This is a genomic window from Rhizobacter sp. OV335 (assembly GCF_900142965.1).
GTDB lineage: Bacteria > Pseudomonadota > Gammaproteobacteria > Burkholderiales > Burkholderiaceae_C > Rhizobacter.
The window spans coordinates 95,078-121,381 of the sequence record NZ_FRCQ01000008.1 but is presented as its reverse complement, the minus strand read 5'-3'; the positions used below and the strand labels follow the sequence as shown (position 1 = coordinate 121,381).

At 69.1% G+C, this 26,304-nt stretch carries 25 protein-coding genes; 12 read left to right on the top strand and 13 right to left on the bottom strand.

What is annotated here, in order from left to right; genetic code table 11:
• Positions 1-7 precede the first annotated feature (7 nt).
• Together BUE42_RS10910 and BUE42_RS10905 are read right to left on the bottom strand one after the other, a co-directional pair.
• Positions 8-871 carry a fumarylacetoacetate hydrolase family protein gene (locus BUE42_RS10910; protein ID WP_073465124.1) on the bottom strand — a complete coding sequence of 288 codons (864 nt, stop codon included), beginning with the start codon at positions 869-871 and terminating at the stop codon, positions 8-10.
• Positions 872-893: 22 nt separating this feature from the next.
• A complete protein-coding gene (locus tag BUE42_RS10905) occupies positions 894-1,661 on the bottom strand; it encodes an SDR family oxidoreductase (RefSeq protein ID WP_073465123.1) in 768 nt (255 codons plus the stop codon).
• A gap of 186 nt (positions 1,662-1,847) precedes the next feature.
• Here BUE42_RS10905 and BUE42_RS10900 point away from each other — a divergent pair, with 186 nt between their 5' ends.
• The 5 genes from BUE42_RS10900 (at position 1,848) to BUE42_RS10880 (ending at position 5,941) form a co-directional block, all read left to right on the top strand.
• Positions 1,848-3,521, top strand: coding sequence for a long-chain-fatty-acid--CoA ligase (locus tag BUE42_RS10900; RefSeq protein ID WP_073465122.1), 1,674 nt, complete (start codon positions 1,848-1,850; stop codon positions 3,519-3,521).
• 91 nt (positions 3,522-3,612) lie between these two features.
• Complete coding sequence (locus tag BUE42_RS10895) at positions 3,613-4,116, top strand: hypothetical protein (RefSeq protein ID WP_143171428.1); 504 nt, start codon at positions 3,613-3,615, stop codon at positions 4,114-4,116.
• Positions 4,117-4,141: 25 nt separating this feature from the next.
• Entirely contained in the window at positions 4,142-4,675 is a 534-nt protein-coding gene (locus tag BUE42_RS10890) for a hypothetical protein (protein ID WP_235002255.1), read from the top strand.
• Positions 4,676-4,701: 26 nt separating this feature from the next.
• Positions 4,702-5,436 carry a 16S rRNA (uracil(1498)-N(3))-methyltransferase gene (locus BUE42_RS10885; protein WP_073465120.1) on the top strand — a complete coding sequence of 245 codons (735 nt, stop codon included), beginning with the start codon at positions 4,702-4,704 and terminating at the stop codon, positions 5,434-5,436.
• 16 nt (positions 5,437-5,452) lie between these two features.
• Entirely contained in the window at positions 5,453-5,941 is a 489-nt protein-coding gene (locus tag BUE42_RS10880) for a YidB family protein (protein ID WP_369822965.1), read from the top strand.
• Positions 5,942-5,951: 10 nt separating this feature from the next.
• Here BUE42_RS10880 and BUE42_RS10875 read toward each other — a convergent pair whose 3' ends face one another.
• The 7 genes from BUE42_RS10875 to argS form a co-directional block, all read right to left on the bottom strand.
• Entirely contained in the window at positions 5,952-7,196 is a 1,245-nt protein-coding gene (locus BUE42_RS10875) for a THUMP domain-containing class I SAM-dependent RNA methyltransferase (RefSeq protein WP_073465118.1), read from the bottom strand.
• 12 nt (positions 7,197-7,208) lie between these two features.
• The gene (locus tag BUE42_RS10870) at positions 7,209-8,738 is read right to left on the bottom strand and encodes an RNA polymerase factor sigma-54 (RefSeq protein ID WP_073465117.1); all 1,530 of its coding nucleotides are present in this window, start codon (positions 8,736-8,738) and stop codon (positions 7,209-7,211) included.
• Between the two features lie 10 nt (positions 8,739-8,748).
• The gene (lptB, locus tag BUE42_RS10865) at positions 8,749-9,501 is read right to left on the bottom strand and encodes an LPS export ABC transporter ATP-binding protein (RefSeq protein WP_073465116.1); all 753 of its coding nucleotides are present in this window, start codon (positions 9,499-9,501) and stop codon (positions 8,749-8,751) included.
• Between the two features lie 32 nt (positions 9,502-9,533).
• Positions 9,534-10,157 (bottom strand): lipopolysaccharide transport periplasmic protein LptA, encoded by a 624-nt coding sequence (gene lptA, locus BUE42_RS10860; RefSeq protein ID WP_073465115.1) that lies wholly within the window; start codon positions 10,155-10,157, stop codon positions 9,534-9,536.
• Between the two features lie 88 nt (positions 10,158-10,245).
• Positions 10,246-10,917: a thiol:disulfide interchange protein DsbA/DsbL gene (locus BUE42_RS10855; protein WP_073465221.1), complete on the bottom strand. Its 672-nt coding sequence runs from the start codon at positions 10,915-10,917 to the stop codon at positions 10,246-10,248.
• Positions 10,918-10,996: 79 nt separating this feature from the next.
• Positions 10,997-11,668, bottom strand: a complete 672-nt coding sequence (locus tag BUE42_RS10850; protein ID WP_073465114.1) for an SPOR domain-containing protein — start codon at positions 11,666-11,668, stop codon at positions 10,997-10,999.
• Positions 11,669-11,678: 10 nt separating this feature from the next.
• A complete protein-coding gene (argS, locus tag BUE42_RS10845; protein WP_073465113.1) occupies positions 11,679-13,367 on the bottom strand; it encodes an arginine--tRNA ligase in 1,689 nt (562 codons plus the stop codon).
• Between the two features lie 187 nt (positions 13,368-13,554).
• On the opposite strand from argS, the gene BUE42_RS10840 reads away from it, so the two are divergent.
• The gene (locus tag BUE42_RS10840; RefSeq protein WP_083614061.1) at positions 13,555-14,916 is read left to right on the top strand and encodes a serine/threonine-protein kinase; all 1,362 of its coding nucleotides are present in this window, start codon (positions 13,555-13,557) and stop codon (positions 14,914-14,916) included.
• Positions 14,917-15,058: 142 nt separating this feature from the next.
• Positions 15,059-15,352, top strand: a complete 294-nt coding sequence (locus BUE42_RS10835) for a hypothetical protein (RefSeq protein ID WP_073465112.1) — start codon at positions 15,059-15,061, stop codon at positions 15,350-15,352.
• Position 15,353: 1 nt separating this feature from the next.
• Here BUE42_RS10835 and BUE42_RS10830 read toward each other — a convergent pair whose 3' ends face one another.
• From BUE42_RS10830 to BUE42_RS10815, 4 genes are read right to left on the bottom strand one after another with little or no spacing between them, the layout of a single operon-like run.
• The gene (locus BUE42_RS10830; protein ID WP_073465111.1) at positions 15,354-16,274 is read right to left on the bottom strand and encodes a LysR family transcriptional regulator; all 921 of its coding nucleotides are present in this window, start codon (positions 16,272-16,274) and stop codon (positions 15,354-15,356) included.
• Positions 16,275-16,322: 48 nt separating this feature from the next.
• Positions 16,323-17,294 carry a Bug family tripartite tricarboxylate transporter substrate binding protein gene (locus BUE42_RS10825; RefSeq protein ID WP_073465110.1) on the bottom strand — a complete coding sequence of 324 codons (972 nt, stop codon included), beginning with the start codon at positions 17,292-17,294 and terminating at the stop codon, positions 16,323-16,325.
• The gene (locus BUE42_RS10820) at positions 17,294-18,514 is read right to left on the bottom strand and encodes a CaiB/BaiF CoA transferase family protein (protein ID WP_073465219.1); all 1,221 of its coding nucleotides are present in this window, start codon (positions 18,512-18,514) and stop codon (positions 17,294-17,296) included. Before BUE42_RS10820 ends, BUE42_RS10825 begins: the two co-directional genes overlap by 1 nt.
• 8 nt (positions 18,515-18,522) lie before the next feature.
• Positions 18,523-19,458 (bottom strand): hydroxymethylglutaryl-CoA lyase, encoded by a 936-nt coding sequence (locus BUE42_RS10815; protein WP_073465109.1) that lies wholly within the window; start codon positions 19,456-19,458, stop codon positions 18,523-18,525.
• Between the two features lie 94 nt (positions 19,459-19,552).
• On the opposite strand from BUE42_RS10815, the gene BUE42_RS10810 reads away from it, so the two are divergent.
• The 5 genes from BUE42_RS10810 (at position 19,553) to BUE42_RS10790 (ending at position 26,275) form a co-directional block, all read left to right on the top strand.
• A complete protein-coding gene (locus tag BUE42_RS10810; RefSeq protein ID WP_073465108.1) occupies positions 19,553-20,293 on the top strand; it encodes an IclR family transcriptional regulator in 741 nt (246 codons plus the stop codon).
• A gap of 100 nt (positions 20,294-20,393) precedes the next feature.
• On the top strand, positions 20,394-21,977 hold the full coding sequence (gene aceB, locus BUE42_RS10805; protein WP_073465107.1) for a malate synthase A: 1,584 nt from the start codon (positions 20,394-20,396) through the stop codon (positions 21,975-21,977).
• Between the two features lie 213 nt (positions 21,978-22,190).
• On the top strand, positions 22,191-23,174 hold the full coding sequence (locus BUE42_RS10800; RefSeq protein WP_073465106.1) for an esterase/lipase family protein: 984 nt from the start codon (positions 22,191-22,193) through the stop codon (positions 23,172-23,174).
• Positions 23,171-24,127, top strand: coding sequence for a lipase secretion chaperone (locus tag BUE42_RS10795; protein WP_073465105.1), 957 nt, complete (start codon positions 23,171-23,173; stop codon positions 24,125-24,127). Before BUE42_RS10800 ends, BUE42_RS10795 begins: the two co-directional genes overlap by 4 nt.
• Before the next feature lie 129 nt (positions 24,128-24,256).
• On the top strand, positions 24,257-26,275 hold the full coding sequence (locus BUE42_RS10790; RefSeq protein ID WP_235002252.1) for a M13 family metallopeptidase: 2,019 nt from the start codon (positions 24,257-24,259) through the stop codon (positions 26,273-26,275).
• Positions 26,276-26,304 lie beyond the last annotated feature (29 nt).

Sequence of the window (26,304 nt, the reverse complement as noted above, 5' to 3'; positions counted from 1 at the left end):
CAGGGACTCACCCGTCGATCAGCTCCGGGTTCCAGGCGTGCACCTTCTGCTGCTGCTCGCCCAGGCCCTGGATGCCCAGTTTCATCGAATCGCCCGGCTTCAGGTACAGCTGCGGCTTCTGCCCCATGCCGACGCCGGGCGGCGTGCCGGTGCTGATCAGGTCGCCCGGGTGCAGCGTCATGAAGCGGCTCACGTAGCTGACCAGGTGCGCCACGTTGAACACCATCGTCTTCGTGTTGCCGTTCTGGAAGCGCTTGCCGTTGACCTCGAGCCACATCGACAAATTCTGCGGATCGGACACCTCGTCCTTCGTGACCAGCCACGGGCCGACCGGGCCGAAGGTGTCGCAGCCCTTGCCCTTGTCCCAGGTGCCGCCGCGCTCCAACTGGTACTCGCGCTCCGACAGGTCGTTGACGACGCAGAAGCCGGCCACATGGTCCAGCGCGTCGGCTTCCGACACGTAGCGCGCCGTGCTGCCGATCACGACCCCCAGCTCGACCTCCCAGTCGCTCTTCAGCGAATTCTTCGGCAGCACCACCGCATCGTTGCAGCCGATCAGCGCGCTGCTCGCCTTCATGAAGATCACCGGCTCGGCCGGCACCGGCTGGCCCGATTCGGCCGCATGGTCGGCGTAGTTCAGGCCGATGCAGATGAACTTGCCGAGGCCGGCCCACGGCGGCGCGATGCGGCCCGGCGTCTCGACCAGTGGCAGCGTCGACGGGTTCAGCTCGTGCAGCCGCTTCAGCCCGTGCGGCGACAAGGTCGACGCGTTGATGTCGGCGAGCACGCCCGACAGGTCGCGCACCTTGCCGTCGGCATCGACCAGTGCGGGTTGCTCGGAGCCCTTCGGGCCATGGCGCATCAGTTTCATGGACTTCTCTTTCAGTGCTGCTTCAGTTGGACCAGCCGCCGTCGATGACCTGGGCGGTGCCGGTGGTGAATCCGGACTCGTCGGACGCAAGATACACCGCGAGCGCGGCGATCTCGGCGGTGCTGCCGATGCGGCCGATCGGCTGCCGCGCGACGAAGGCGGCCTCGACCTGCGCGATCGTCTGGCCACCCGCTGCCGCTTGCGCCTCGATGCGCTGGCGCAGCGACGGCGATTCGATGGTGCCGGGGCAGATCGCGTTGCAGCGGATGCCCTTCGCGACGAAGTCCGCGGCGACCGACTTCGTCAGCCCGATCACCGCCGCCTTGGTCGTGCCGTAGACGAAGCGGTTCGGCGCGCCCTTGATGCTGCCGGCCACCGAGGCCATGTTGATGATCGAGCCGCCGCCCGCTGCCAGCATCGCCGGCAGCGCCGCGCGGATCGTGCGGTACATCGAGCGCACGTTGAGGTCGAACGAGAAATCCCAGGCCGCGTCGTCGCACTCGAGGATGGTGCCGGCATGCACGAAGCCGGCCCCGTTGAAGAGCACCTGCAGCGGCCCGAGCCCCGCCACCAGCGACTGCACCGCCGCGCCGTCGCGCACGTCGAGGTGGTGCACGGTGATGCCGGGGATGCGCGACAGCTCCGCCAGCGCCGCGTCGTTGATGTCGGTCGCAATCACGCGCGCGCCCTCGCGCGCGAAGGCCTCCGCGGTGGCGCGGCCGATGCCCTGGCCGGCGGCAGTCACGAGGGCGGCCTTGCCGGCCAGCCGTGGGTTCGTCGAGGGGGTCATGGAGGTTTTCCCGTGGGCCACAATGATTGGTCTGGTGGTCTGACCAATTCGCCGAAAGCGTACGGGAAGCCTCCAGGAGCGTCAATCGTGTTGCACCCCAACTCCTGCCGCCCTTCAGGTGAAACACCTTAGGGGGCAGGGAGGGACCATGGGACAGAATCGCCCGTTCGTTTCCGGAGACCCCAGATGGATAAGACTTGGCTCAAGCAGTACCCCAGCGGGGTGCCGGAGCAGATCGATGTCGAGCAGTACACGTCGCTCACCGCGTTGATCGACGAAAGCCTGAAGAAGTACGCCGACCTGCCTGCCTACAAGTTCATGGGCAAGGTCTTCACGTTCCGCCAGGTCGACGACGCGTCGCGCGCGTTCGCGGCCTACCTGCAGACGCTCGGGCTCGAGAAGGGCGACCGCGTCGCGATCATGATGCCCAACGTGCCGCAGTACCCGATCGCGGTCGCCGGCATCCTGCGCGCCGGCATGGTGGTGGTCAACGTCAACCCGCTGTACACGCCGCGCGAGCTGGAGCACCAGCTGAAGGACTCCGGCTCGAAGGCGATCCTGATCATCGAGAACTTCGCCGCGACGCTGCAGGCCTGCCTGGCCGCGGTGCCGAGCAAGAAGATCATCCTCGCGACGATGGGCGACATGCTCGGCTTCCCGAAGGGGCTGATCGTCAACTACGTCGTGCGCAACGTGAAGAAGCTGGTGCCGGCCTTCGAGCTGCCCGGGGCGGTGCCGTTCAATGACGCGGTCTCGTCCGGCAAGCGCGCGAGCCTGAAGCCGCCGGCGCTCAAGCTCGACGACATCGCGGTGCTGCAGTACACCGGCGGCACCACCGGCGTCAGCAAGGGCGCGGTGCTGCTGCACCGCAACCTGGTCGCCAACACGCTGCAGGCCGAGGCCTGGTACCAGCCGGCGATGCGCAAGGTGCCGGCCGGCACGCAGATCATGTCGGTGTGCGCGCTGCCGCTGTACCACATCTTCGGCTTCACCTCGAACATGATGCTGTCGATGCGCACCGGCGGCTGCAACCTGCTGATCCCGAACCCGCGCGACATCCCGGGCGTGTTCAAGGAGCTGGCCAAGCAGCCCTTCCACAGCCTGCCGGCGGTCAACACGCTGTTCAACGCGATGGCCAACCACGCGCTGTTCAACACCGTCGACTGGAGTCACCTGAAGATCTCGGTGGGCGGCGGCATGGCGGTGCAGCAGGCCACGGCCAAGCTGTGGCTCGAGAAGACGGGCTGTCCGATCTGCGAAGGCTACGGCCTGTCGGAGACCTCGCCGTCGGCCACCTGCAACCCGACCGACAGCACCGCCTACACCGGCACCATCGGGCTGCCGCTGCCGTCGACCGAGCTGGCGCTGCTCGACGACGACGGCCGCGAGGTGCCGCTGGGCACGCCGGGCGAGATCGCGATCCGCGGCCCGCAGGTGATGGCCGGCTACTGGCAGCGCCCCGACGAGACCGCGAAGGTGATGACGGCCGACGGCTTCTTCCGCACCGGCGACATCGGCACCGTCGACGGCAACGGCTACTTCAAGATCGTCGACCGCAAGAAGGACATGATCCTGGTCAGCGGCTTCAACGTCTACCCGAACGAGGTCGAGGACGTCGTCACGCAAATGCCCGGCGTGCTCGAATGCGCCGCGATCGGCGTGCCCGACGCGAAGGCCGGCGAGGCGGTGAAGCTCGTGATCGTGCGCAAGAATCCTGCGCTGACCGAGGCCGAGGTGCGCGCGTACTGCGAGGCCAACATGACCGGCTACAAGCGGCCGAAGGTGGTGGAGTTCCGCACCGAGCTGCCGAAGAGCCCGGTCGGCAAGATCCTGCGGCGCGAGTTGAGGGACAAGACCTGACGGTGCAGTGGATGAGCGCCCCGGCGAGGGCGCCATGCTGATAAATTCGGGCCGCGGCTGACCGGCCGCGCCGCGCCCTGGGAGAGCTCTGGTGATCTGGACCAAAACTGACGCGGGACGCATCGAGATGACCGCCCGCACGCGGGTGAAGGAAAGAGCGCAGCGCAACCTGCTGCTGCTGATCGACGGTGCGAAGTCCGAGGAGATGCTGCTGGCCAACGTCACCGGCGTGACGATCGAGGATTTCCGCGCGCTCGAGGCGATGGGCCTGATCGCCCAGGTGTCGGGCAGCGGCAGTTCGCGGCTGAACACCCCGCCGGCAGCGGCTCCTGCTGCCGCGCCGGCCGCGGCGGCAGGCGGTGTCGGCACCCCGGTCGACCCGGGCGAACTCGACTACGCGAAGTTCACCTCCACGCTGACGCAGATGATCTCCAGCGAACTCGGCTTGCGCGGCTTCACGCTGACGCTCGCGGTCGAGAAGGCCAGCACGATCGAGGAACTGCGCGACGTGGCCGACCGCACGATCGAGCAGATCCGCTCGCGCAAGGGCGAGCCCGCGGCGCACAAGGCGCGCCGCATGCTGTACGGCGGCTGAGCTGGCGCCACCCCCGGTTCCCCCGGTGCGCCCGTTGTGGCGCAGCTTGTTGCGGCTGCCGTGGCGGCTGCTGCGCGGCGTGCTGCTGGTGCTGGCGGCCGCCGTGCTGTTCATCGAGGAGTGGGGCTGGCGCCCGCTGACGGCCTTCGTCGCGCGGCTTGCCAAATGGCCGCCGCTCGCGCGACTCGAAGCGCGGGTGCGCGAGGCACCGCCGCGCATCGCGCTGCTGCTGTTCCTGCTGCCGGCGGTCGCGCTGTTCCCGATCAAGCTGCTCGCGCTATGGGTCATCCACCGCGGCCATGCGCTGCTCGGCATCACGGTGATCGTCGTCGCCAAGCTGCTCGGCACCGCAATCGTCGGGCGGCTGTTCATCCTGACCGAGTCGCAGCTGATGCGCTTCGCGTGGTTCGCGCGCGCGCTCGGCTGGTGGCGCGCGACCAAGCAGCGCGTGATGGACGCGCTGCGCCGCTCGGCCGCGTGGCGCGCCGCGCGCCGGCTGAAGACGCGCTGGCGGGCGTGGCGCCGGCACTGGCGTGGCCTCGACGAGCGAGACGTCTGAGGCGCGAGGGCTGGCACACTTCGGCCATGCCTCCCCGTTTCCATGTGGCCGAGCCGATGCAGGCCGGTCTTGAATTGAGCCTTCCTCCCGGCGCCGCGCGCCACGTGCAGGTGCTGCGCCTGCAGCCCGGCGATCCGCTGACGCTGTTCAACGGCGAGGGCGGCGAGTGGCAGGCCGAGGTCGTCCGGATGGGCCGCAGCGAGGTCGGCGTGCGGCTGAACGCTCATGTCGAGATCGACCGCGAGCTGGCGATCCAGGTGACGCTCGCGCTCGGCATGCCGGCCAACGAGCGCATGGATGCGCTGGTCGAGAAGGCGACCGAGCTCGGCGTCGCCGCCATCCAGCCGCTGATGACCGAGCGCTCGGTGCTGCGCCTGAGCGGCGAGCGGGCCGACAAGAAGCAGGCGCATTGGCAGGGCGTCGCGGCCGCGGCCAGCGAGCAGTGCGGGCGCACGCGCGTGCCGGTGATCGCGCCGGTGCGCAGCCTTGCCGACTGGCTGCGCGGCCTGCCGCCCGCCGCGGGCCGCCGCTTCGTGCTGAGCCTGCGCACGCCCGAGCCGCTCGAGGCGCAACCCGGCGGCGCGCTGACCTTCCTGAGCGGCCCGGAGGGCGGGCTCAGCGAGGCCGAAGAGGCGGCGGCCGCGGCCTGCGGCTTCGTGCCGGCGAGCCTCGGCCCGCGCGTGCTGCGGGCCGACACCGCGCCGCTCGCGGTGCTGGCACATCTTGGGCTCACAGACATCGGGCTGTCATCGGGCGCCTGAGGCGCCGGGCGGTCTTGTGGTCGACACGGGAGGCGCCCACAATCGCCGCTCCCACTCCAAGGAGCACCTCATGGGACTGCTGGATTCCGTGGTCGGCATGGTGACCGGCCAGAGCGACCCGATGGGTCAAGGCGGCGGCAACCAGGCGGCGTTGATCGCCGCGGTGGTGTCGATGCTGAACGCGAACGGCTCGGGCGGCGGGCTCAATGACCTGATCGCGCGCTTCGAGCAGGGCGGCCTCGGCTCGGTGATCGGCTCGTGGGTGTCGACCGGGCACAACCTGCCGATCTCGGCCGAGCAGTTGCAGAGCGTGCTCGGCTCAGGCCAGCTCGGGCAGATCGCCGAGCAGCTCGGGCTGTCGCATGGCGAGGCTGCCGCGCAGTTGTCGCAGGTGCTGCCGCAGGTGGTCGATCACCTGACGCCGAACGGGCAGCTGCCTGCGAGCGGTGACGCCGGCAGCATGGGCGACATCGGCAGCTTGATCGGGAGCTTGCTCAGACGCTGAGCCGCCGGGCTCAGCGCGCCGAGCCGGCCACCAGGTCGAAGCGGAACAGCCGGCACTCGATCGGCCCGTTCCACATCGGCGTGCGCTTCGATTCCTTCAGGCGCATCGCGCCGGGCAGCTTCATGTCCGGGCTCAGCACATAGGCCGTCCAGCCGCCTTCGTGCTGCGTGTACGCGCGCTTCCAGTGAGCAGACAGGCGCGGGAAGAAGTCGTCGACCAGCGCCTTGTTGTCGCCATCCTGGTCGTCGCGCGCCGGTGCCGCCGCGCGCGCCTTGCCGGCCACCTCGATGCGCTCGCCGTACGGCGGGTTGATCATCAAGGTGCCGGGCAGCCCGGCCGGCAGCGCCGGTGCCGGCCGCTCCAGCGCATCGCCGCCGTTGAACTGGATCGCCTGCTCGACCCCTGCGCGCTGCGCATTGCGGCGCGCGAAATCGACCATCCGGAACGACACGTCGCTCGCATGGATGGGCACCGCGCTCGCATGGATGCGCGACTGCGCATGGCTCTTCAGGCGCTGCCACTGCGCGCGCATCTCGGCATCGGCAAACGGCAGCAGGTGCTCGAACGCGAAGCGGCGCTTCAGGCCCGGCGCGATGCCGCAGGCGATCTGCGCGGCCTCGATCGCGATCGTGCCGGAGCCGCAGCACGGGTCGTGCAGCGCACCGCCCGCCTCGGGCGTGCCGCGCCAGCCGGCGGCGGCCAGCATCGCGGCGGCCAGCGTCTCCTTCAGCGGCGCGTCGCCCTTGTCCTCGCGCCAGCCGCGCTTGAACAGCGGCTCGCCCGAGGTGTCGACGTACAGCGACGCACGCTCCTCGCCGACGTGCAGCAGCAGCGGCAGGTCGGGGTGGCGGGTGTCGACGCTCGGGCGCGTGCCGGTGGCCTCGCGCAACTGGTCGCACACCGCGTCCTTGATGCGCAGCGCGGCGAAGTTCAGGCTGCGCAGCGGGCTGCGGTGCGCGGTGGTGTCGACGCGCAGCGTCTGCTCCGGCGTGATCCATTGTTGCCAGTCGACGCCGCGCGCCAGCTCGTACAGGTCGTGCTCGTCGCGGTACGGCCCTTCGGCCACCTCGGCCAGCACGCGCTGCGCGAGGCGGCATTCGAGGTTCAGCGTCATCACGTCGCTCGGGTCGCCGTCGAGCGCGACGCCGCCGCGACCGGAATGCACCTGCGCGGTCGGCAGGATGCGCAGCACCTCTTCTTCAAGAAACGCTTCGACGCCCGCGGCGCAGGGCAGGAACAAGGGCAGGGCGCACATCGGGAGTTCAGTTCAAAGGGATTTGCGAAGATTGGCCGGCGCGATCTTCAAGGCTTCGCGGTACTTCGCGACCGTGCGCCGCGCCACCTGGATGCCCTGCTCTTCGAGCATGTGGCTCAGCTGGCTGTCCGACAGCGGCTTGATCGGGTCTTCGGCATGGACCAGCTGCTTGATCAGCGCCCGCACAGCGGTGCTCGACGCGTTGCCGCCGGCCTCGGTGTTCAGCGACGAACCGAAGAAGTACTTCAGCTCGAAGGTGCCGAACATCGTGGCCATGTACTTGGCCGTCGTCACCCGCGAGATGGTCGATTCGTGCAGGCCCAGTTCGTCGGCGATCTCGCGCAGCACCAGCGGCTTCATCGCGATCTCGCCGTGCGTGAAGAAGCTCTTCTGCCGCTCGACGATGGCCTGCGAGACGCGCTGGATGGTGTCGAAGCGCTGCTGGATGTTCTTCATGAACCAGCGCGCCTCCTGCAGCCGCGAGCTCAGCGCGCTGCCGCCGCCGGCCCCGCGGCCCTGGCGGATCGCCTGCGCGTAGAGGTCGTTGATGCGCAGCTTGGGCATCACGTCGGGGTTCAGCACGACCTTCCAGTTGCGGCCGGACTTCTGCACGATCACGTCGGGCACGATGATGTTGGCTTCGGCGCGCGCGAACGGGCGGCCCGGCTTCGGCTCGAGCGCGACGATCAGCGTCTGCGCCTGCTTGATCAGCTCTTCGTCGGCACCGGTGGCCGCCATCAGTTTCTTCATGTCGCGCCGCGCCAGCAGGTCCAGGTGCTGCTTGCAGATGATGATCGCGATCATCTGCGCCTCGCAGCGCTCCTGCGCGCGCAACTGCAGCGTCAGGCATTCGCCGAGGTTGCGGGCGCCGACGCCCAGCGGCTCCATGTTCTGCAGCCACTTCATCGCGCACTGCAGGCGCTCGAGGATCTCTTCCTGCTGCTCGGGGTCGCTCGCCAGCTCGGCGGCGATCTCTTCCAGCGGATCGGCGAGGTAGCCGTCGTCGTCGAGCGATTCGATCAGCACGGTGATCGCGGCAGCGTCCTCGGCGCTGACGCGCATGCCGAGCAGCTGCTCGCGCAGGTGCTCCTGCAGGCTCGGGGCCTGCGGGTTGCGGTCCTGGCCGTCGAAGTCATCGTCGGCATTGCTGCTGCCGCTGCCGGGCGCGCTGGGCGTCTCGCGGATGCCGTCGAAATCGTCGCGCTCGGTGCCGTTCTCCCAGTCCTCGCGCTCGGTCGCGCCGTACTCGGCACTGTCGATCCCGGCGGCCTCGTCAGGTGCGGTGTCGGCCGAGCTTTCGCTCGCACTGCTGCTCTCGGTCTCGCGCTCGGCATTGCGCTCCGACACGGTCAGTCGTTCGACCATCGGCTCGGCCGCGCTGGCTTCTTCCAGCTCGGCTTCGAGGAAGGGGTTCTGCTCCAGCATCTGCTCGACTTCCTGGTGGAGTTCGAGCGTGGAGAGCTGCAGCAGCCGGATCGACTGCTGCAACTGCGGCGTCAAGGCCAGATGCTGCGACAGGCGTACCTGAAGGGAGGGCTTCATTCGTCAGCCCCTACATGCGGAAGTGTTCGCCGAGGTAGACCTTTCGCACATCGGCGTTGTCGACGATCTCGGCCGGCGTGCCCTCGGTGAGAACGCGCCCCTCGCTGATGATGTACGCGCGATCGCAAATGCCCAGCGTTTCGCGCACGTTGTGGTCGGTGATCAGCACACCGATGCCACGGCTTTTCAGGAACCCGATGATGCGCTGGATCTCGATCACCGCGATCGGGTCGACGCCGGCGAACGGCTCGTCCAGCAGGATGAAGCGCGGCTGCGTGGCCAGCGCCCGGGCGATCTCGACGCGCCGGCGTTCGCCGCCCGACAGCGACGGCGCCGGGCTGTCGCGCAGCTTCTCGATGCTCAGGTCGTTCAGCAGGTTGCCGAGCAGCTTGTCGACGGTGGCCTTCGGCAGCTCCTTGCCGTCGGGGCCGCGCTGCAGCTCGAGCACCGCGCGGATGTTCTCCTCGACGGTCAGCTTGCGGAAGATCGAGGCTTCCTGCGGCAGGTAGCTCAAGCCGAGGCGCGAGCGCTGGTGGATCGGCAGGCGCTCGACGCGCTGGCCGTCGATCAGGATCTGGCCGTCATCGGCGCGCACCAGGCCGACGATCATGTAGAAGCTGGTGGTCTTGCCGGCGCCGTTCGGGCCGAGCAGCCCGACGACCTCGCCGCTGCGTACCGACAGGCGCACGTCCTTGACCACCTTGCGGGCGCCGTAGGTCTTCTGCAGGCCGATGGCTTCGAGCCGGCTGGCATCGGACGGCATCGCGGACGCCGTGGAGGAGACCGGGACTGCGCTCAACGGCGTGCTCCCGAGGCAGGTTGCGATGCCGCTTCGGCGGCGGCCGGCGTGCCTTCCTTCGGCGTGAACACGTAGCGCACGCGGCCGGTCGGGTTGCTCGGGGTCACCGCGGCGCTGCCGCCGGCGACGGTGAACAGCTCGGCCGTGCCGTCGTAGGTGATCAGCGCGCCGGTCACCTCGTCGGCCACCGCGGTGCCGCGCAGGCGGCGCACCGAGGCCTTGTTGACGAAGCGGATGGTGTCGAGCTTGCTGTCGTACTCGAGGCGCTCGGCCTCGCCCTCGACGAATTCGTTCACGCCTTCGCGCTTCTGCCGGAAGCTGGCCGGCTGGGTGGGCGTGCCGACCGCGACGGCGGACTGGTAGCCGTCCGCGGTTTCGCGCACCTCGATGCGGGCCGCCTTGATCAGCATGGTCCCCTTGCTGACGACGACGTTGCCGTTGAAGACGACCAGCTGGTTGATCAGGTCGACCTTGCCCGGCTGGTCGGATTCGACCTCCATCTTCTTCAGCCGGTCGGCCCGTTCGGCCTGGGCCGGCAGCACCGCCGCGAGCAGGCAGCCGACGGCAACAAGCGCCAGGCGACGCCAGGAGAAAGAGGAGGTGTAGGTAAGTGAGGTCATTGCGGCATGAAACTTGCAGGCCATTCTAGCCACAGTTTCATGCCATCGGGGTTACGAGATGAAGTCGGCGTTGCACCGACTTGGGGTCTCAAGCGCCGGTGCGGGACTTCTGAATGAGAAAGTCGGTGACCTGCAGCATGCGCTCGTTGGTGCCGGCCAGCGAGCCCGACGTGAAGTAGCGGCCGTTGATGCCCAGGGCCGGCACGCCGTCGAGCTTGTAGGCCTCGGCCAGCTTGGCAGCCTGCTTGGTCTTGGTCTGGGTCGAGAACGAGTTGTAGGCTTCCAGGAACTTGGCGCTGTCGATGCCGTTCTTGGCCATGAACGCGGCGATCTCGTCGGGCTTGTCCAGGCGGGCGTGCTCGCTGTGGATCGCGTAGAAGACCTTGCGGTGCATGGCTTCGACCTTGCCCAGCGACTCGAGCGCATAGAAGATCTTCTGGTGCGCGACGAAGGGCTCGTCACGGAAGGCGACCGGCACGCGGCGGAACACCACGTCGGCCGGCAGCTTCTTCTGCCAGGCGTCGAGCGCCGGCTCGAAGGCGTTGCAGTGCGGGCAGCCATACCAGAAGAATTCCACCACCTCGATCTTGCCCGGCGTGGCGGGCGACACCGGCTGGCCGAACTTGATGTAGTTGGTGCCTTCGACCGGGGCGGCGCCTTGCGCCAGGGCGCCGGTGCTGGCCGAAAGAGCGAGAGTGCCCAGGCCGGCACCGCCCAGGCTTGCTCCGACCAGCTGTGCCGAGAAATCGCGACGGTTCATGTTCAGTTCCAAAGTGGGGTAGGGGTCAACGACGAGCGGTGGAGTCGGTGTCGGATGCGAAAGTTCAGGGCGGTTGTCTTTACTTTTGCACCCGGACCAACGCCGATTCCACACCCACGCCATCCAGTTTTTCCTTCGCCAGGTCGGCGTCTTCCTTCTTGTCGTAGGGGCCGAGGCGCACCCGGAACATCGTGCGCCCGGCCTGCTCACGCTCGGTGATCCTGGCCTGCAGACCCATCATCGCCAATTTGGCGCGCTGCTGCTCGGCATCCTCGACGCGGCCGAAAGCGCCAGCCTGGACGAAGTAGCTCAACGCATCGGAGCCGGGTTTGGTGGACGTGATCACCGGGGCCGGCGGGGTGGTGGCGGCCGGGGCCGTCGTGCTGGCAGCCCGGCCCTCGAGGATGGCCGCCGGGTCGCGGCGCGAGGTGCCCGCGGCCGGCGTCGGCACGACCGGCGGTGCCCCCGTCGGGACGGACGGCGGGAAGGCCGGCACCGGTGCCGCGACCACGCCGCTGGCGGCCTGGCTGCCGGTGCGCACCGGGGTCTTGCCCGACAGCGAGCCGTTCGGGTCCCAGTTCTTGTTCTTCTCGGCCTCGGCCGCGTCCTGCTCGGCGGTGCGCTGCGGCACCTTGTTGATGAAGGGCACCGGCACCTTCGCGATGTACAGCGCGACGCCCAGCGCGAGCGCCAGGCCGATCAGCAGGCCGATGATCAGGCCCAGGACGAAACCGCCACGTTGGCTCTTCATGTTGTCTCCATTACATCCGGTCGGGAGCGGCCACGCCCAGCACCTGCAGCGCATTGCGCAGCACCTGGGCGGTGGCGGCCAGCAGCGCGAGGCGGGCGCGCGTCAGCGTGGCGTTGTCGGCGAGCAGGAAGCGCTCGGCCGCGTAGTAGCTGTGGAAGGCGCTGGCGACGTCGCGCAGGTAGAAGGTGACGTCGTGCGGCGCCAGGTCGGCCGCCGCGTGGGTCAGCATGTCGGGGTACTCGGCCAGCTTCAGCAGCAGGGCCGCCTCGGTCGGTGCGGTCAGCAGCGACAGGTCGGCACCCTTCAGCGCGTCGAGGTCGCCGCCGTGCTCGGCCACCCAGTCGCGCAGCACCTTGCTGATGCGCGCATGGGCGTACTGCACGTAGAACACCGGGTTCTCGTCGTTCTGCTTCAGCGCCAGGTCGACGTCGAAGGTGAACTCGGTGTCGGCCTTGCGGCTGATCATGAAGAAGCGCACCGCGTCGCGGCTGGTCCAGTCGATCAGGTCGCGCAGCGTCACGTAGCCGCCGGCGCGCTTGGAGATCTTCACCTCCTCGCCACCGCGCATCACCGTGACCATCTTGTTCAGCACGTAGTCGGGGTAGCCGGCGGGGATGTTCTCGCCGACGCCCTGCAGCCCGGCGCGCACGCGCGCGATGGTGCCGTGGTGGTCGGTGCCCTGGATGTTGACCACCTTCGTGAAGCCGCGCTCCCACTTGTTGATGTGGTACGCCACGTCGGGCACGAAGTAGGTGTAGGTGCCGTCGGACTTGCGCATCACGCGGTCCTTGTCGTCACCGTAGTCGGTGCTGCGCAGCCACAGCGCGCCGCCTTCCTCGAAGGTCTTGCCGGCGGCCTTGAGCTTGGACACCGTCTGTTCCACGCGCCCGCTGCTGTACAGGCTGGATTCGAGGAAGTAGTTGTCGAAGCGCACGCCGAAGGCCTGCAGGTCCAGGTCTTGTTCGTGCCGCAGGTAGGCCACCGCGAACTGGCGGATGCTGTCGAGGTCGTCGGGGTCGCCCGATGCGGTGAACTCGCGGTCGTCCGACTTGACGGTCTTCTTCGCGAGGAAGTCGGCCGCGATGTCGGCGATGTACTCGCCGTTGTAGGCCGATTCGGGCCAGGCCGCGTCCCCGGGCTTCAGGCCCTTGATGCGGGCCTGCGTGGTGGCGGCCAGCGTCGCGATCTGCACGCCGGCGTCGTTGTAATAGAACTCGCGCGTGACCTGCCAGCCCTGCGTGTCGAGCAGGCTGCAGATCGCGTCGCCCAGCGCGGCCTGGCGGCCGTGCCCGACGTGCAGCGGGCCGGTCGGGTTGGCCGAGACGAACTCCACCATCACGCGCCGGTCGGCCGGCGGCTGGTTGCCGAAGGCCGCACCGGCCGCCAGGATCTCGCCGATCACCGACTGCTTGGCAGCAGCCTTGAGCCGCAGGTTGATGAAGCCGGGGCCGGCGATCTCGAGCGCCTCGACGTGGCGCTGCACCGCGGGTTGCCGGTTCAGCGCGTCGATCAGCGCCTGGGCCAGTTCGCGCGGGTTCTTCTTCAGCGGCTTGGCCAGCTGCATCGCGAGCGTCACCGCGAAGTCGCCGTGCGACGCCTGCTTGGGCGATTCGAAGGCGATCGGCACGTTGCTGCCGGGGTGGACATCGGCAACCGCCGCGGCCAGCGCCTGCAGCAGTTCCTGTTTGGCTTGGATCATGGCGGCGATTCTAAGTGGGGCCCGTGGGTGGCTCCGGGGAAACCCGGCGGGGTGGACACAGCACACGGGTTCGGATTTGCACTCACTTTGGTGTTCAATTTGGCACACTGGGGTGCGGTGACGGTGCCAAGATGCGACTCTCGGCCTTCGGGCCCCTCGGCATCCCCGTGCCGACAATGCATCACCCATGAGTCTTCCGCTCGCCACCACCGAACCCAACGCCGTCTCGGGCCTGCCGCTGCCGGCCCAGGTCGGCAAGTACCCGGTGCTGCGCCGGCTCGGCGAAGGGGCCACCAGCGAGGTGTTCCTCGCGCGCGACGAATTCCACCAGCGCGACGTCGCGATCAAGCGGGTGCGCTGCGGCGCGGTCAACGACCCGACCGACGGCCGCTTCTTCGAGCGCTTCTTTGCGGCCGAGGCGGCCCTGGTCGGCCGGCTGCAGCACCCGAACGTGGTGCAGATCTTCGATGCGGTCGCCGACCCGAACGAGCCTTACCTCGTGATGGAGTACGTGTCGGGCCACACGCTGCGCCAGTACTGCCGGGCCGACCAGCTGCTGCCGCTGGAGCTGATCGTTGAAATCGGCTTCAAGTGCGCGATGGCGCTGGGCTACGTGTTCCGCCAGGGGCTGGTGCACCGCGACGTGAAGCCGGCCAACATCCTCGCGGTGATCACCAACGGCAGCATCACCGACGTGAAGGTCACCGACTTCGGCAGCGTGCTGAACATGACGGCCGAGACGACCCAGGTCTACCGGGTCGGCTCGCTGGCCTACATGGCGCCCGAGCAGCTCGACGGCGCCTCGCTCGACAGCCGGGCCGACATGTATTCGCTCGGCGCCGTGCTGTACCACCTGATCGCCGGGCGCCCGCCGTTCGACGCGCCGTCGCAGTCGGCGATGATGAACCAGGTCTACAACGCGTTGCCGATGCCGCCGAGCCAGTTGCGCTCGGGTGTCGGCGAAGGCGTCGATGCGGTCATCCTGCGGGCGCTGGCCAAGCGCCCCGATGACCGCTTCGCGACCTGGGACGAGTTCGCGCAGGCGCTGTCCGGGCTGATCGTCAACCACCAGGTGCCGCGCGGCCAGTTGCAGGGCGTGCTCGATTCGGAGCGCTTCAACCTGCTGCGCACGCTCGACTTCTTCTCCAACTTCGGCGATGTCGAGCTGTGGGAGGTGGTGCACCGCGCGAAATGGCAGCGCTACACCTTCGGTCACGCGCTGTACCGGCGGGGCGAGGAAACGCGCAACTTCCACATCATTGCGCAGGGCGAGGTCGAGGTGTTCCGCGAAGGCACGAAGGTCGCGCAGCTCGGCGCCGGCACCTCGGTGGGCGAGATGGTCTACCTCGCACCGAGCGCCGAACTGCGCCGCCACAGCACCGACGTGATCGTCACCGAATCTGCGACCACGATCACCTTCACGCCGGACACGCTGGCCCAGGTCAGCCCCGGCTGCCGCCACCTGTTCGACGAGGCCTTCATCCGCGTGCTGGTGCGCCGCCTGCACGCCGCGCACGAGGCCCTGGCCCACCCGCGCCGCATTCTCTGACCTGCGTAGTTACCCTCGCAGTCGTCGACATGTTGTGACATGAACGGACGCATGTTGACCCAGACTCACGCTTGATCACATTCGATCGAGGTGCTTCAATCCGGCCGGCGACGCACTGTTCGCCGCACCCCGGAGGAATCCCATGAAGAAACTGAGCACCCTGGTGGCCCTGGGCCTGATCGCGCTGTCGAACGTGGCGTTTGCGGCCGATGCGGCGACCTGCGAATCGAAGGCGACCGACAAGAAGCTGGCCGGCGCGGCCAAGAACAGCTTCATGAAGAAGTGCGAGCGCGAGGCCAAAGCCAGTGGCGCCGGCTCGGCCTGCGAGATGCAAGCCGCCGACAAGAAGCTGAAGGGCGCGGCGAAGAACAGCTTCGTGAAGAAGTGCACGAAGGACGCGTCGGCCCCGGCCGCCGCAGCGTCAGCCGCCAAGTAAGTCAGGCGGGGCCCGCGGTGCGTTGCCAATACGTGGCGTCGCCGTAGGTCTGCTTCAGGAAATCGATCCACAGCCGCACCCGCAGCGGCAGGTGCTTGCGCTGCGGGAACACGGCGTAGATGCCGTTCGGCGGCGCGGCGAAGTCGTCGAGCATGCTGACCAGCGCACCGCTCGCGACCTCGCCCTCGACCTCCCAGGTCGAGCGCCATGCAATGCCGAGCCCCGCCAGGCACCAGTCGTGCAGCACCTGGCCGTCGCTGCAATCGAGCCGGCCGTTCAGCCGCAGGTGCTGCACCTGGTCGTCGATCGTGAAGGCCCAGCCGCGCGTCTGGCTCGCATCGCTGCTCAGCGTCAGGCATTCGTGGTGGGACAGCTCCTGTGGCGTGCGCGGCGTGCCGGCGCGCTTCAGGTAGTCCGGCGTCGCGACGCACAGCCGGCGGTTGTCGGCCAGCCGGACGCTGACCAGGCTGCTGTCGGGCAGCTCGCCGACGCGCACCGCGCAATCGACGCCTTCGTTGACGATGTCGACCAGCCGGTCGCTCAGGTTCAGCGAGACGCTGACCTCGGGATGCAGCGCGAGGAAGCGCGGCACCAGCGGCGCGACGTGGCGGCGGCCGAAGCCGGCCGGTGCGGTCAGCCGCAGGTAGCCTGCCGCCTTGACCCCGCCGGCGCTGACACTCGATTCGGCGTTCGCCAGGTCGGCCAGCAGCCGTTGGCAGTCCTCGAGGAAGGCGCTGCCTTCGTGCGTCAGCGTGATGCGGCGGGTGGTGCGCACCAGCAGCTTGACGCCCAGCCGTTCTTCGAGCGCATCGATGCGCCGGCCGATGACCGCCGGCGCGACGCCCTCGGCATGGGCGGCGGCCGTCAAACTGCCCTTGGCAGCGACCGATACGAACGATTCGATCTGCTTTAGCCGGTCCATGGGTCGCGATTATGCGCGCCGAAGTCAGCAATCCTCGGGGCGGCGAGCTCAGTCCGGCTTGATGCCGGCGTCGCGGACGACCTTGCCCCAGCGTGTGTGTTCGGACTTCAGGAACTGCGCGAACTGCTCCGGCGTGCCGCCCATCGGCGCGCTGCCATCGGCCAGCAGCGCCGCCAGCGTGTCGGCCCGGCCGAGCGCGCGGTTGACCGCTGCATTCAGCTTGCGCACCACGTCGCGCGGCGTCGCGGCCGGCGCGACCAGGCCCTTCCAGTCGGTCGCCTCGAAGCCGGCGTAGCCCGATTCGGCGACCGTCGGCACCTCGGGCATCACCGGCAAGCGGCGCGCCGACGTGACGGCCAGCGCTCGCAGCTTGCCGCCGCGCACCAGCGCCGTGACGGCCTGCGGCGTGCCGAACATGAAATCGGTCTGGCCGCCGATCAGGTCGGTCAGCGCGGGGCCGGCACCCTTGTACGGCACGTTGGTGAACCGCACGCCGGCGAGCCGGCCGAACATCTCGCCCGCGAGATGGCCGACGGTGCCGTTCGAGGCCAGCGCCTGCAGCAGCACGCCGGGCTTGGCCTTGGCGGCCGACACGATCGCCGCCAGCGACGTGAACGGTGATTCGGTGCGCACGACCAGAACGACCGGCAGCGAAGCCACCAGCGCGACCGGCGTGAAATCCTTCAGCGGATCGAAGGGCATCTTCGCCAGCAGCGCCGGGTTCACCGCGAGGTTGGCGGTCTGGCCCATGCCGAGCGTGTAGCCGTCGGCCTGCGCCTTCGCGACCGCATCGAGGCCGATGTTGCCGCCGGCGCCGGCCCGGTTGTCGACGACGAAGTTCCAGCCGGTGTCGGCGCTGATCTTGCCGGTGATCAGCCGCGAGACCACGTCGGTCGCACCGGCCGGCGGGAACGGCACGACCAGCCGGATCGGCTGGTTCGGGAAGGTGGATTCGGCCAGCGCAGGCCAGGCGGCCAGCGCCGGCAGGCCGGCGAGAAGGGTGCGGCGCAGCGGGTTCATCAAGAGGTGTCTCCGGGTGGTTGTTCGGTTTGAGCGGGGGCGATCACGCCATCGCTGCGCAGCGCGAGGATCTGCGTGGCATCCAGGCCGAGCGACTGCAGCAGCGCCTCGGTGTGCTCGCCGATCGCCGGCGGGTTGGAGCGCAGCGGTGGTCGCCGCCCATCGAGCGTGATCGGCAGCAGCGGCGTGCGCGTGTCGCGGCCATCGGGCAGCGTGACCGGCGCGAGGCCGCCGGTGGCCAGCAGGTGCGGGTCGTCGAACAGGTCGTGGGGCCGCGTGATCGGAGCCCACGGCAGGCCGTTGGCCTCGAAGCGCGCACCGATCTCGGCCGCGCGGTGCACCGCCATGCGCTCGCGCAACAGCGGCATCATCCAGTCGCGCGCGGCGACGCGCAGGTTGTTGGTCGCGAGCCGCGGGTCGTCCTTCAGGTCGGCGAAACCGAACGCGTTGCACAGGCTCGCCCACTGGCCGTCGGACACCACCGCGAGGAAGATCTGCTCGCCGCCGGCCACCTCGAAGATGTCGTAGACGCCCCAGGCAGGGATGCGGCTGGGCATCGGCGCCGCCGGCCGGCCGGTGACCGCGAACTGCATCATGTGCTGCGCGACCAGCAGCACGTTGTTCTCGAACAGCGCACTCTGCACCTCCTGCCCGCGACCGGTCGTCGCACGCTGCGCCAGCGCCGCCAGCGCGCCGATCGCGCCGAACATGCCGCCCATGATGTCGTTGACGCTGCTGCCGGCCCGCAGCGGCTGCCCGACCGGCCCGGTCATGTAGGCCAGCCCGCCCATCATCTGCACCACCTCGTCGAGCGCGGTGCGGTGCTCGTACGGGCCGGGCAGGAAGCCCTTGTGCGAGACGTAGACCAGCTGCGGATTCAGCGCCGCGAGGCGCGCGTAGCCGAGGCCGAGCGCGGCCATGCCGCCGGGCTTGAAGTTCTCGCAGAACACGTCGGCCGTCGCGACCAGCTTCAGCACCAGCTCGAGCCCGCGCGGCTGCCGCACGTCGATCGCGAGGCTCTTCTTGTTGCGGTTGAACATCGGGAAGAAGCCGGCGCCCGAGCCCTGCAGCCGCCGGGTCGCGTCGCCCGCCAGCGGCTCCACCTTGATGACCTCGGCACCCAGGTCGGCGAGCACCATGCCGCAGCTCGGTCCCATCACCATGTGGGTGAACTCGACGACGCGGATGCCGGCCAGCGGCAGCTCGTTGCCGTCATTCATGCTGTCGCTCATGCCGACACGAACCCGAGCGGCAGCCCCGCCTGCGGCGTATGGCCGTACAGCGGCTCGCCGGCGAGCGACTGCTGCAGCACCTCGCGCGAGCGCATCAGCCGGGGCAGGTCGACGCCAGTGCGCACGCCCATCGCCTCGAACATGAAGACCAGGTCCTCGGTGACGACGTTGCCCGACGCGCCGGGCGCGTACGGGCAGCCGCCCAGCCCGGCGAGCGAGCTGTCGAAGACGCGCACGCCGGCCTCGAACGCGGCCAGGCAGTTGGCGAGCCCGAGGCCGCGCGTGTTGTGCAGGTGTGCGGCACCGGCGTGCTCGCCGATCTCGGCGCGCAGCCGCGTGAACAGCCGCTTCACCTGGGCCGGGTTGCCCATGCCGGTGGTGTCCGACAGGCCCGATTCGTCGGCGCCGGCGGCGATGGCCTGCGCGGCGAGGCGGATCACCGCGTCTTCGGACACCCGGCCTTCGATCGTGCAGCCGAACGCAGTCGAGATGCCGGCCTCGATGCGCACGCCGGGCGCCCTCTCGTCGCGCAGTTCGGCGATCGAGCGCAGCGCTTCGATCATCTCCAGCGGCGTCTTGCGCACGTTGGCCAGCGAATGCGCCGTGCTGGCCGACACCGGCAGCGTCAGCTTGTGCACGCCGGCCGCGAGGGCCGCTTCGGCGCCGCGCAGGTTCGGCACCAGCGCCATCACGGTGAGGCCCGGCAGCGTCAGCGCGTGCGCGACGACCTCGGCCACGTCGGCCATCTGCGGCAGCAGCCGGGCCGGCACGAACGAGCCGACCTCGATCTCGCGCAGGCCGGCGGCATGCAGCGCATCGATCCAGCGCAGCTTGTCGGCGGTCGGCATCACGCGCGCGATGCTCTGCAGGCCGTCGCGGGGGCCGACTTCGCTGATCAGCACCTCGGGCAGGGGCAGGGGGCTTGCGTTCATGAATGTGATTTCATAAGATAGAACAACATTCTTTCCTTTGAATTCAAGTATCGATGTCGCCCGGGCGCAAGTCAATGGCGACAACGAGGAGCCCATGCCCCGCAAAGCTGCCCAGGCCTCGGTCGCCGACGAGCATGCCGCACCCGGCGGCGCGGCCGCGGTCGACCGCGCGCTCAGCCTGCTGATGGCGTTCGACAGCGCGCAGCCGATGCTGTCGCTCGCTGACCTCTCGCAGCGCACGCGACTGCACAAGAGCACCGCATTGCGGCTGCTGGCCTCGCTGGAGCACGCCGGGCTGGTGCAGCGGCTGGCCGACGGGCGCTACGCCGCGGGTGCATCGGCGATCCGGCTGCAGGCGGCCCATGCGGCGGCGTTCTCGCTCGAAGCCGTCGTGATGCCGGTGCTGCGGCAACTGGCGGGGCGTACCCGTGAGAGCGCGGCCTTCCATGTGCGGCAGAACGACGCGCGGCTGTGCCTGTACCGCATCGATTCGCCGCAGCCGATCCGCGACCACATCCGGGCCGGCGACGTGCTGCCGCTGAAGCGCGGCGCGGGCGGGCGCGTCATCAGCGCCTATGCGCCGTTGGCGTCGGGCGCGTTGCCGGGCGATGCGATCAGCAAGCGCCTGCGCCGCGACGGCGTGATCGGCCTGGCCGACGACCGCAGCGAGGGCGTGGCCGGCATCTCGTCGCCGGTGTTCGACGCCGCGGGCGCGCTGGCCGGCGCGCTGACGTTGACGATGCCGACCCAGCGCTACACCGAGGCGCATGCGGCGCCGGTCCGCGAGGCGGCGATCGCGCTGACGAAGCAGCTCGGCGGGCGATTCCCGGACTGATTGCTTGCGTTGAAGTCACGAATCACCGGATTCGCAGGCTCTTAATCTTCACGCAAGTCTCCAATAGAGTGCGGGGATTCGTTTCCGAGGAGATTCCCCCATGAGCAGCCTTTCCCTGCCGCACGGCATGCAGATCAACGCGCCCGTCCTGCCGGGCTTCGAGACGGTGCTGACGCTGCCGGCGCTGGAGCTGGTCGCCAAGCTGCACCGGGCCTTCGAGCCGCGCCGGCAGCAGCTGCTGGCCGCGCGCGTCGAGCGCACGCAGCGGCTGGATGCCGGCGAGCGCCCCGATTTCCTGCCCGAGACGGCGCACATCCGCGCCGGCGACTGGAAGGTCGCGCCGATTCCGAAGGCGTTGCATTGCCGGCGCGTCGAGATCACCGGCCCGGTCGACGCCAAGATGGTGATCAACGCGTTCAACTCCGGTGCCGACAGCTACATGACCGACTTCGAGGACAGCAACTCGCCGTCGTGGTCCAACCAGATCCAGGGGCAGATCAACCTGTCGCAGGCGATCCGCCGCACGCTGACGCTCGAATCGAAGGGCAAGACCTACCAACTGAACGACCAGATCGCGACGCTGCAGGTGCGACCGCGCGGCTGGCACCTCGATGAGAAGCACGTGATGGTCGACGGCCAGCGGGTGCACGGCGGCATCTTCGACTTCGCGCTGTTCATGTTCCACAACGCCAAGGAGCAACTCGCCCGCGGCGCCGGTCCGTACTTCTACCTGCCGAAGATGGAGAGCCACCTCGAGGCCCGGCTGTGGAACGACGTGTTCGTGATGACGCAGGCCGAGCTCGGGTTGCCGCAGGGCACGATCAAGGCGACGGTGCTGATCGAGACCATCCTCGCGGCCTTCGAGATGGACGAGATCCTGTACGAGCTGCGCGAGCACAGCGCCGGGCTGAACGCCGGCCGCTGGGACTACATCTTCAGCTGCATCAAGAAGTTCAAGGTCGACCGCAACTTCTGCCTGGCCGACCGCGCGAAGGTCACGATGACGGCGCCGTTCATGCGCGCCTACGCGCTGCTGCTGCTGCAGACCTGCCACAAGCGCGGCGCGCCGGCGATGGGCGGCATGAGCGCGCTGATCCCGATCAAGAACGACCCGGAGAAGAACGCGATCGCGATGGGCGGGATCATCGCCGACAAGAAGCGCGACGCGGTCGATGGCTACGACGGCGGCTGGGTCGCGCACCCGGGCCTGGTCGAGCCGGCGATGAAGGAGTTCATGGCGGTGCTGGGCGACCGGCCGAACCAGTTCGACAAGCAGCGCCCGGATGTGAAGGTCAGCGCGGCCGACCTGCTCGACTTCCAGCCCGAGGCGCCGATCACCGAGCACGGGCTGCGGATGAACATCAACGTCGGCATCCACTACCTGGGTGCCTGGCTGGCCGGCAACGGCTGCGTGCCGATCCACAACCTGATGGAGGACGCGGCCACCGCCGAGATCAGCCGCTCGCAGGTGTGGCAGTGGATCCGCTCGCCGAAGGGCACGCTCGACGACGGCCGCAAGGTCACGGCCGAGCTGGTGCGGGCGCTGGTGCCGGAAGAGCTCGCGAAGATCAAGGCTGGTGGGTTCGACGGCAAGTTCGACCGCGCGGCGGAGATCTTCACGCAGATGAGCACGCAGGATGAGTTCGCGGAGTTTCTGACGCTTCCCCTGTACGAAGAAATCTGATCTCCCTCCCCCGGAGGGGCGGCGCGCCTCCGGGAAAGTCCCTCCCTCCTTTCCGTGCCAACCCTCTTTTAAAAGACGAACGTTCGTTCGAGACTCCGCGTCGGCCGCATGTTTTGCAGGCAGTTCGCAGGATGTTCGGTCCCGCGTGCGCACACGACTGGCTTCGATGCCAGCGGGCGCACGACATACCTAGAACCTTCAGGAGACACCTCGATGAACTTGCCGATCTGCCGCGTGCCGCGGCCGTCCCCGTCTTTGCGTTCCTTGATCCCGCGCACCCTGGGCGCCATTGCGCTGGCCGCCGGCCTCGCGCTCGGTGCCGCGCCCGAGGCACGCGCCGCCGACACCTACACGAAGACGCAGTACCCGATCGTGATGGTCCACGGCCTGCTCGGCTTCGATGCGATCGGGCCGGTCGACTACTTCTACGGCATCCCGTCGGCGCTGCGCGCGGGCGGTGCCACCGTCTACACGCCCAGCGTGTCGGCCGCCAACTCCAGCGAGGCGCGCGGCGAGCAGCTGCTGCGTGAACTGCGCGCGCTGAAGGCCGCCTACGGCTACGCGAAGTTCAACCTGATCGGCCACAGCCACGGCGGCCCGACGATCCGCTACGTGGCGGCCGTCGCGCCGGAGCTGATCGCCTCCGTCACGACGGTCGGCGCGCCGCACACCGGCAGCAAGACCGCCGACGCGATCCAGGGCGTCACCTCGTGGACCGGCACCACCGGTGCCGTCGCGGCGATCGCGAACGCGCTGGCGGCGACGATCTCGTTCCTGTCGGGCTCGCCGAGCCTGCCGCAGAACTCGCTCGGCGCGCTGCAGTCGCTGAACACCGCCGGCGCCGCCGACTTCAACCGCCGCTTCCCGCAGGCCGCGCCCACCACGCCCTGCGGCCAGGGCGCCGCGGTCGTCAACGGCGTGCGCTACTGGTCGGTCGGCGGCACCAGCGTGCTGACCAACGTGTTCGACGTCAGCGACGGCTTGCTCGCCGCCACCAGCGTGTTCTTCGGCTTCGAACAGAACGACGGGCTGGTCGGCCAGTGCTCCAGCCATTGGGGCGTGGTGCTGAAGGACAACTACGCCTGGAACCACCTCGACGAGGTGAACCAGGCTTTCGGCATCCGCGGGCTGTTCGCGCAGGACCCGGTGGCGTTCTACCGCAGCCAGGCGAACCGGCTGAAGGGGGCAGGGCTGTGAGTGATCGACCGGCCTCGCTGTTCGCACTGTCGGTCGCAGGCGTCTGCCTGGTGATCGGCGTGGTCGCCTGGCGGCTCACGCCGTCGTCGACGCATGCGGCGCGGCCGGCCGAGCCGCGCTTCACCGAATGGCGAGACAACCCGTTCGCCGCCGGCGTGCCCACCGACGCCGCGGCCTACAACGAAGCATCCGGCCGGGAGGCGGAGGCCGCCGCCGCGCGCGTCGCCCGCCTGTGGGTCGACGGCTCGCTGCGTGGCACCGACCTCGATGGCGACTGGGGCAGCTGGGTCGGCGACCGGCTGCAGCCCGGCCTGTCGCTGCGCCGCCGCTTCGACTACCTGCTGACCGGCACCGGCGAGGTCGAGCCGACCGAGCTGCGCCACTGGATCGAACAGCAGCTGACGCTGGAACGCGGCATCGACGCCGCGCGCCAGGTGCTCGACGTCTGGGACCGCTACCTCTCGCTGCAGCAACGCCGCTTCGAGACCGCGTGGAAACCTGAGGATCCGAGCAGCTGGGCCGGCGTGATGGCCGAACGCTCGAAGGTGCGCCGCGACCTGCTCGGTGCACCGTGGGCGCAGGCCTTCTATGCCGACGAGGAGCGCGACTTCGCGGCACTGGCGGCCCGCCGCAGCGCACCGTCCACCGAGGCCGCGGCCGCGTCGCCGTCGCTGCTGACCCCGGACACGGCCCGCCAGACGCCCGAGCTGCAGGCCGCCCGCACCGCGCAGTTCGGCGCGGAAGGCGCCGAGCGGCTGCGCGCCGAGGATGCCGCCTGGGCGCGCTGGGAGCAGCAGATCGCCGACGCGCGCACCGCGCTGCAGGCGATCGCGCAGCGCCCGGAGCTGTCGGCGCCGCAGCGCGAGCAGGCGCAGCAGGATGAGCTGGCCCGGCGTTTCAGTGGCCCGGAACTGCAGCGCGCCCACGCGATCCTGCGCTCCGTCGCACCGTGAACCCGCGAAAGGTGGGGCGCCTGTAGAGTACGGCTGCGCCGATCGGGCGCCCCCTCGACCACCGCGGTCCATCCGGCCGCCCAGGAGCTTCACTTGCATCTTCTGCCTCATCGCCCCCGACGGGCTGCCTTGTTTGCGGCCCTTGCCGCCGTCGCCGCCACGCTGTTCGCCGGCCCCGTCCTCGCGCAGACCGAAGCGCCCCGCTCCGGCATCGACCGCAGCGGCATGGACAACGCCGTGCGCCCGCAGGACGACCTGTTCCGCCACATGAACGGCACCTGGCTGCGCGACGCACCGATGCCGGCCGACAAGGCCTACGTCGGCGCCTTCGAGAAGATCCAGGAAGGCACGCTCGAGAAGCTGCGCGGCCTGATCGAGGACGCCGCGAAAAACGGCGGCGACGACGACGCGAAGAAGATCGGCGACCTGTACGCCAGCTTCATGGACGAAGCCGCGCTCGAGAAGCTGGGCGCCAAGCCGCTGGCCGGCGAACTGGCCGCGATCGATGCGGTGCGCACCCGCAAGCAGTTCAGCGTGCTGATGGCGCGCCACGGCCGGCTCGGCATCCCGTCCGCGGTGAACGGCGAGATCGACCAGGACGCGAAGGATTCCACCCGCTATGTCACCTACCTGAGCCAGGGCGGCCTGGGCCTGCCCGACCGCGACTACTACCTGAAGGAAGACGACGCCCGCTTCAAGGAAGCGCGCGCCAAGTACGTCGAGCTGGTCTCGAAGCTGCTGAGCCTGGCCGGCGAATCGCACACCGAAGCCAGCGCCCGCGCGGTGCTCGCGCTCGAGACCGAGATGGCCCGCGTGCAATGGACGCGCGTCGAGAACCGTGACGCCGTCAAGAGCTACAACCCAGTGCGGCAGAAAGACCTGCCGAAGCTCGCGCCGGCCGTCGACTGGAAGGCCTGGCTGGCCGATTCCGGCATCGCCGGCAAGACGCCCGACGTGATCGTGCGCCAGCCGAGCTACTTCAAGGGCATGAGCGCGCTGCTGCAGTCGCAGCCGCTGTCGACCTGGAAGGCCTATGCGAAGACGCGGCTGCTGATCTCGTTCGCGCCGTACATGAGCAAGGAATTCGTCGACACCGCCTTCGCATTCAACGGCACCGTGTTGATGGGCACGACCGAGAACCGCCCGCGCTGGAAGCGCGGCGTCGGCATCGTCGAGCGCTCCATCGGCGAAAGCCTCGGCAAGGTCTACGTGGCCAAGTACTTCCCGCCCGAGTCGAAGGACAAGATGGAGAAGCTGGTCGGCAACCTGCTGGCCGCCTACAAGCAGAGCATCGACACGCTCGACTGGATGGGCCCCGACACCAAGAAGCAGGCACAGGCCAAGCTCGCGACCTTCGCGCCGAAGATCGGCTACCCGAAGAAGTGGAAGGACTACAGCCGTCTGCAGATCCGCCGTGACGACCTGGTCGGCAACGTGATGCGGGCGCGCCTGCTCGCCGACGCGCGCGAGGTGGCCAAGCTCGGCAAGCCGGTCGACCGCGACGAATGGTTCATGACGCCGCAGACCGTCAATGCCTACTACAACCCGGCGATGAACGAGATCGTGTTCCCGGCTTCGATCCTGCAGCCGCCGTTCTTCGACGCGAGCGCCGACGACGCGGCCAACTACGGCGGCATCGGCGCGGTGATCGGCCACGAGATCAGCCACGGCTTCGACGACGAAGGCAGCCGCTTCGACGGGCTGGGCAACCTGCGCGAATGGTGGACCGCCGAAGACCGCAAGCGCTTCGAGGCCAAGACCAGCATCCTGGTCGAGCAGTACGGCGCGTTCGAGCCGGTGCCGGGCTACAAGGTCAACGGCGAGCTGACGCTGGGCGAGAACATCGCCGACAACTCGGGGCTGGAGATCGCGTACAAGGCCTACCACCTGTCGCTGAACGGCCAGCCGCCGCTCGCGATCGACGGGCTGAGCGGCGACGAGCGCTTCTTCCTCGGCTTCGCCCAGGTGTGGCGCGGCAAGGCGCGCGACCAAGCCATGATCCAGCAGCTGAAGTCCGACCCGCATTCGCCGGAAGAGATCCGCGCCAACGGCACGGTGCGCAACCACCCGGGCTACTACTCGACCTTCGGCGTGAAGGCGGGCGACAAGATGTACCTGCCGCCGGAGAAGCGCGTTTCGATCTGGTGATGCGGATCTGGTGATCTCGCGACCGGTGC

Coding starts and splice junctions, on each gene's coding strand:
- BUE42_RS10910 (WP_073465124.1), bottom strand. CDS start 871: ATGAAACTGATGCGCCATGGCCCGAAGGGCTCCGAGCAACCCGCACTG.
- BUE42_RS10905 (WP_073465123.1), bottom strand. CDS start 1,661: ATGACCCCCTCGACGAACCCACGGCTGGCCGGCAAGGCCGCCCTCGTG.
- BUE42_RS10900 (WP_073465122.1), top strand. CDS start 1,848: ATGGATAAGACTTGGCTCAAGCAGTACCCCAGCGGGGTGCCGGAGCAG.
- BUE42_RS10885 (WP_073465120.1), top strand. CDS start 4,702: ATGCCTCCCCGTTTCCATGTGGCCGAGCCGATGCAGGCCGGTCTTGAA.
- BUE42_RS10875 (WP_073465118.1), bottom strand. CDS start 7,196: ATGTGCGCCCTGCCCTTGTTCCTGCCCTGCGCCGCGGGCGTCGAAGCG.
- BUE42_RS10870 (WP_073465117.1), bottom strand. CDS start 8,738: ATGAAGCCCTCCCTTCAGGTACGCCTGTCGCAGCATCTGGCCTTGACG.
- lptB (WP_073465116.1), bottom strand. CDS start 9,501: ATGCCGTCCGATGCCAGCCGGCTCGAAGCCATCGGCCTGCAGAAGACC.
- lptA (WP_073465115.1), bottom strand. CDS start 10,157: ATGACCTCACTTACCTACACCTCCTCTTTCTCCTGGCGTCGCCTGGCG.
- BUE42_RS10855 (WP_073465221.1), bottom strand. CDS start 10,917: ATGAACCGTCGCGATTTCTCGGCACAGCTGGTCGGAGCAAGCCTGGGC.
- BUE42_RS10850 (WP_073465114.1), bottom strand. CDS start 11,668: ATGAAGAGCCAACGTGGCGGTTTCGTCCTGGGCCTGATCATCGGCCTG.
- argS (WP_073465113.1), bottom strand. CDS start 13,367: ATGATCCAAGCCAAACAGGAACTGCTGCAGGCGCTGGCCGCGGCGGTT.
- BUE42_RS10840 (WP_083614061.1), top strand. CDS start 13,555: ATGAGTCTTCCGCTCGCCACCACCGAACCCAACGCCGTCTCGGGCCTG.
- BUE42_RS10835 (WP_073465112.1), top strand. CDS start 15,059: ATGAAGAAACTGAGCACCCTGGTGGCCCTGGGCCTGATCGCGCTGTCG.
- BUE42_RS10830 (WP_073465111.1), bottom strand. CDS start 16,274: ATGGACCGGCTAAAGCAGATCGAATCGTTCGTATCGGTCGCTGCCAAG.
- BUE42_RS10825 (WP_073465110.1), bottom strand. CDS start 17,294: ATGAACCCGCTGCGCCGCACCCTTCTCGCCGGCCTGCCGGCGCTGGCC.
- BUE42_RS10820 (WP_073465219.1), bottom strand. CDS start 18,514: ATGAATGACGGCAACGAGCTGCCGCTGGCCGGCATCCGCGTCGTCGAG.
- BUE42_RS10815 (WP_073465109.1), bottom strand. CDS start 19,458: ATGAACGCAAGCCCCCTGCCCCTGCCCGAGGTGCTGATCAGCGAAGTC.
- BUE42_RS10810 (WP_073465108.1), top strand. CDS start 19,553: ATGCCCCGCAAAGCTGCCCAGGCCTCGGTCGCCGACGAGCATGCCGCA.
- aceB (WP_073465107.1), top strand. CDS start 20,394: ATGAGCAGCCTTTCCCTGCCGCACGGCATGCAGATCAACGCGCCCGTC.
- BUE42_RS10800 (WP_073465106.1), top strand. CDS start 22,191: ATGAACTTGCCGATCTGCCGCGTGCCGCGGCCGTCCCCGTCTTTGCGT.